Origin of the sequence: Edaphobacter sp., from assembly GCF_035532915.1 — a bacterium.
In the GTDB taxonomy this organism is placed as follows: Bacteria; Acidobacteriota; Terriglobia; order Terriglobales; family Acidobacteriaceae; genus Edaphobacter.
Map to the genome: position 1 here is coordinate 1 of NZ_DATKQC010000132.1, position 4,332 is coordinate 4,332.

Sequence of the window (4,332 nt, forward strand, 5' to 3'; positions counted from 1 at the left end):
AGCGCATGCGCTCTCCGATGCGGTCGCCCAGCGTCTCCTCGCGCATCGACACACGCGTGCCCGGCTCGGTGCCCAGCGGCCCCATGTTCGCATAGTTGGTGGTAATGATGGTGGTGCGGCGGTCGTTGTAGCGCGTGTTCAGAATGTGCGCGACCGTGTCCCACACCCAGTCCGTCGGCTTCGAGGCGCCCAGTTCATCCAGCACCAATACCTCGGCGTTGAATACCGGCGCCAGAATCTCCAGCTCGGTCGCCGATACCTGCCGGTTATAGCTGTTCTGCACCTGCTTCAGCAGATCGCGATAGTCGAAGAAGAGCCCGGTCGCCCCGCGCTCCGACACCAGCGCCTGAAGGATTCCAACAGCGAGATGGGTCTTGCCTACCCCGATAGAGCCGGTCAGCAAAAGGCCTGCCCCTGCAGTTTCAACAGGATAGCCCTCCACAAACTTGCGGGCCCGCAGATGCGCCGCGCCCAGGGTGCGGTGCGACGAAGGGAAGTTGGTCTCATAGCTCTCAAGCGAGCAATGTTCGTAGCGCCTCGGAATATGCGCTCGCTCGAGCATCCGCGACGCCCGCCGCTCGACGCGACAGCTGCAGTCGCGCACAAACTGCTTCCCATCCTGCCGTACCACCTCGAGGCCGGACCCCTCGCAAATCGGACAAATTTCAATCATCTTTGAACCCATCGCCGTACCCTAGTATGGCAGCACCTGAATCGAAATGCCTCTGTGCGAATCTAGATGTGAAGGCAGGATAAGTAGGATAAACTAGACGGAGCGCCCGCAAACCCCAAATGGGGATTTGCACGGCAACCGCGACAGGCATTCGATGTGACGTGAGCATACCGTTCGCAAGCGAACCGCGACCCGGAAAGCGCCAATCAGCACTACATCAGCCAAAGGATAAACAGAACCATGCCCAAAGAAGGAATTCACCCGAAGTACGACACCATCACCGTCAAATGCGCCTGCGGCAATCACTTTGAGACCCGCTCCACGCACAAGGGCGATATCGTCCTCGAAATCTGCTCCGCCTGCCACCCGTTCTTCACCGGCAAGCAGAAGCTGATCGATACCGCTGGCCGCGTCGAGCGCTTCCGCCGCAAGTTCGCCAACTCCAGCGCGGGCAAGGCAGCAGAAACCGCCGCCAAGTAAGCGGAGCCCAAACACCCGAAAGGCCTCCGCTCTGTCGGGGGCCTTTCGCTTTCTGATCCCTGTTCCCTCGCCTTATGAAGAAACGCTACACACTCGAGCAGAAACGGTGGGACGACCCGGTCGGTCATGCCATGCCCGAGCACACGCGCGTCCCGGCCACGCTCACCATCGGCAATGTAAAGATTGCGCCCGCGACTGTTCTAGCGCCCATGGCTGGCGTGACCGACACCGTCTTCCGCCGCTTCATCAAGAACGCCAGCCAGTTCACCGCCGACGCCGACAGCGCGAACGTTGAACTGTCTACGACAAATCAGCAGTCCGGCTGCGGCCTCATCATGACCGAGTTCACCTCGGCCGATGGCCTCTCGCGAATGCGCGAAACCAAGCGCAAGCGCTACCTCACTTACTACGACGACGAGCACCCGATCTCGGCGCAGCTCTTCGGCTCCAACCCCGAGACGCTGGCCGATTCGGCGCGCATCGTTCAGGACGCAGGCTTCGACCTCGTCGACCTCAACCTGGGCTGCCCGGCCAAGCGCGTCGTCGCCTGCAACGGCGGCTCCGGCCTGCTGCGCGATCTGCCCCTCATCGAGACCATCTTCAAAGCTGTACGCGCCGCCGTCACGATTCCCTTCACCGTGAAGTTCCGCATCGGATGGAACGACGCCAACATCGTCTGCGTCGAGCTGGCGAAGATGGCCGAAGACTGCGGCCTCAACGCTGCCGCGCTGCACGCACGCACCCGCGAGGACGGCTACACCGGGCAAGCCCGTTGGGAGTTTATCGCCGCCGTCAAAGATGCCGTGAAGATTCCCGTCATCGGCAATGGCGATATCCGCACGCCGGAAGATGCTGCCGCCATGGTCGACGCCACCCACTGCGACGCCGTGATGATTGGCCGCACCGCGCCATCGAATCCGTGGATCTTCCGCCAGATTGCACAGTACACCGCATCGAAGGAAGCCACCGGAGTCGGCACCTACGACAAGCCGACCAACGACGACCGCTATCGCATGATTCGCACCTACTTCCAGATGATGGTCGACGAGATCGCGCTCGAAGAGCAGGCCGAAGCCGCTCGTGCCGCAGCCATCACCGCCTCCGGCCAGATCGCCCGCGACCAGCGCTACCGCGACTGCGTTGGCAAGATGAAGCAGTTCGCCAGCTGGTTCACCCACGGCGTCCCCGGTGGCTCCGCGCTGCGCAAGCAGATATTCGATGCAAAGAATGGCGCAGCCGTGCTCGATGCCGTGGAGCACTTCTTCGAGACCAAGGCCGAAGAAGCAGAAGCTATACTCGTCTGAGCATGGAAAAACCAGCGAAGACACCGCGATGGGCAAGATGTTTGGCCATCTCCGTTCTGGTCGGCCTGTCTGTCGGCATCCTCACCATTGCGATAGCGAGCTTCTTCTTTTACCAGCACTATTCCAGCCAGTTCCCCGCCGACACTCAGAATATTTTGAGCGCGCTCACCTCGGGCATGGTGGTGGGAATTGGCGTAGGCGCAGTTGCGGCGGCCTCCACGGCTGGCGCCTATTTTCTCTTTGCACTGCGCGGCCCTCGCCCAGAGTCAAAGGTAGAAACAGATGAAAAGAAAAAAGCCGTGGACCAATAGGGCCCACGGCTTCCCACAACCAATCAGCAATTACAGTTTTCCAAGCTCCACCAGGCGAACACTGGCGATAGCCTCCACCTTGCGCAGAGCTTCGACCGCAGCATTGGCCGAGGCTGCGTTGGGAACATCGATCTGCACCACCGCAAGCGCCTGTCCCTGAGGAACGCGGCTGGAACGGTTAGAGCCGTTGGAGCGGCCCAGTGCGAAGTTGGCGATGTTGACCTGGTGCTCGCCAAGGATGGTGCCGATGCGGCCCACAACGCCGGGGACGTCGTGATTGCGAATCGAAACCAGCGTCCCATTCAACGGAGCCTCGATGTCGATGCCATCGTAGGTCAGCAGGCGGGGCGAGGTTCCGTGAAGAACCGTCGCCGACGCGCTGACTTCGCCTTCCGAAGAATGCAGAACCAGCTTGAGCACCGAGCCTGCGCCGCCCGTGGTGAACTCCTTCTTGTCTTCCTGAATGCGGATGCCGCGCTCCGCAACGATAGCCGCTGCGTTGATGCGGTTGACCGACTCTTCTTCCGCAAAGATACCGGCGATAGCGGCATTGCGAATGAGATCGGTCTTACCCTGCGCGATGCGTCCGGTGTAGGTGATCTGGATGTTCTCCAGATTGCCCGGCGTGGCGTGCGAGAGGAAGTGGCCAAGGCGCTCCGCCATCTCGATGTACGGCGCGACCTCGATGTACTCCTCGTGCGAGAGGCTGGGCAGATTGACGGCGTTCTGCACCACGCCGAGCTTGAGATAGTCGCGCACCTGCATCGCAAGCTGAATGCCGATGGCCTCCTGCGCCTCGTCGGTCGAACCTGCGATGTGCGGCGACAGGATGACGTTGTCGAGGTTGTGGAAGATCGACTCTTTGAGCGGCTCCTGATGGAAGACGTCCAGAGCAGCACCGGCGACATGACCAGACTTGATGGCATCGGCCAACGCCTGCTCGACGATCAGCTCGCCGCGAGCGCAGTTAATAATGCGAACGCCCTTCTTCATGATGGCAAGCGAGGTCGCATTGATCAGACCCTCAGTCTGCGTGGTGAGGCCGACGTGCAGTGTCAGGTAGTCCGACTCCTTGAAGATCTCGTCGATGGGAACAAGCGTCACGTCGTTCTCACGCGCGATGACCGGCGCGATGAACGGATCGTAGCCGATCAGGTTCATGCCGAACGCCTTGGCGCGGCGTGCCACTTCAAGTCCGACGCGTCCCAGGCCGACAATACCGAGCGTCTTACCGCGAAGTTCCTGGCCCTGCAGCGATTTCTTCTCCCACTTGCCGCTGTGCATGGTGTTGTTGGCGCGGGTCACGGAGCGGGCCATCGAAACCATGAGGCCAAGGGTCAGCTCGGCGACAGCGACGGCGTTGGCGCCCGGAGTGTTCATGACCACGATGCCGCGATGCGTGGCAGCCGGGGTGTCGATGTTGTCGACGCCTACACCGGCGCGGCCGATGACGCGGAGCTTGGGCGCGGACTCGAGCAGCTTCGCGTCCACCTGAACGGCAGAGCGAACGACAAGCGCGTCGGCATCGGCCAGTTCGGCGGGAAGGCCGTTCTTAATCTGGTCG

5 protein-coding genes are annotated in these 4,332 nt (G+C 61.4%); 3 read left to right on the top strand and 2 right to left on the bottom strand.

The genetic code is table 11. The features are described from left to right. Positions 1-673, bottom strand: a 673-nt coding sequence (locus tag VMU57_RS06555) for an ATP-binding protein (protein ID WP_325381832.1), incomplete at its 3' end; no start/stop codon positions are given. Positions 674-913: 240 nt separating this feature from the next. Between VMU57_RS06555 and rpmE the strand changes: the two genes are divergently transcribed. The 3 genes from rpmE to VMU57_RS06570 all read left to right on the top strand — a co-directional run bounded on the left by rpmE (position 914) and on the right by VMU57_RS06570 (position 2,768). Beyond that, positions 914-1,153 (top strand): 50S ribosomal protein L31, encoded by a 240-nt coding sequence (gene rpmE / locus VMU57_RS06560; protein ID WP_325381833.1) that lies wholly within the window; start codon positions 914-916, stop codon positions 1,151-1,153. A 74-nt stretch (positions 1,154-1,227) separates the two neighbouring features. Next, positions 1,228-2,457 (top strand): tRNA dihydrouridine synthase, encoded by a 1,230-nt coding sequence (locus tag VMU57_RS06565; protein ID WP_325381834.1) that lies wholly within the window; start codon positions 1,228-1,230, stop codon positions 2,455-2,457. A gap of 41 nt (positions 2,458-2,498) precedes the next feature. Then, the gene (locus tag VMU57_RS06570; protein ID WP_325381835.1) at positions 2,499-2,768 is read left to right on the top strand and encodes a hypothetical protein; all 270 of its coding nucleotides are present in this window, start codon (positions 2,499-2,501) and stop codon (positions 2,766-2,768) included. A gap of 30 nt (positions 2,769-2,798) precedes the next feature. On the opposite strand, the gene serA is transcribed toward VMU57_RS06570, so the two are convergent. After that, positions 2,799-4,332 (bottom strand): phosphoglycerate dehydrogenase (gene serA / locus VMU57_RS06575; protein WP_325381836.1); only part of this gene is annotated, 1,534 nt, incomplete at its 5' end.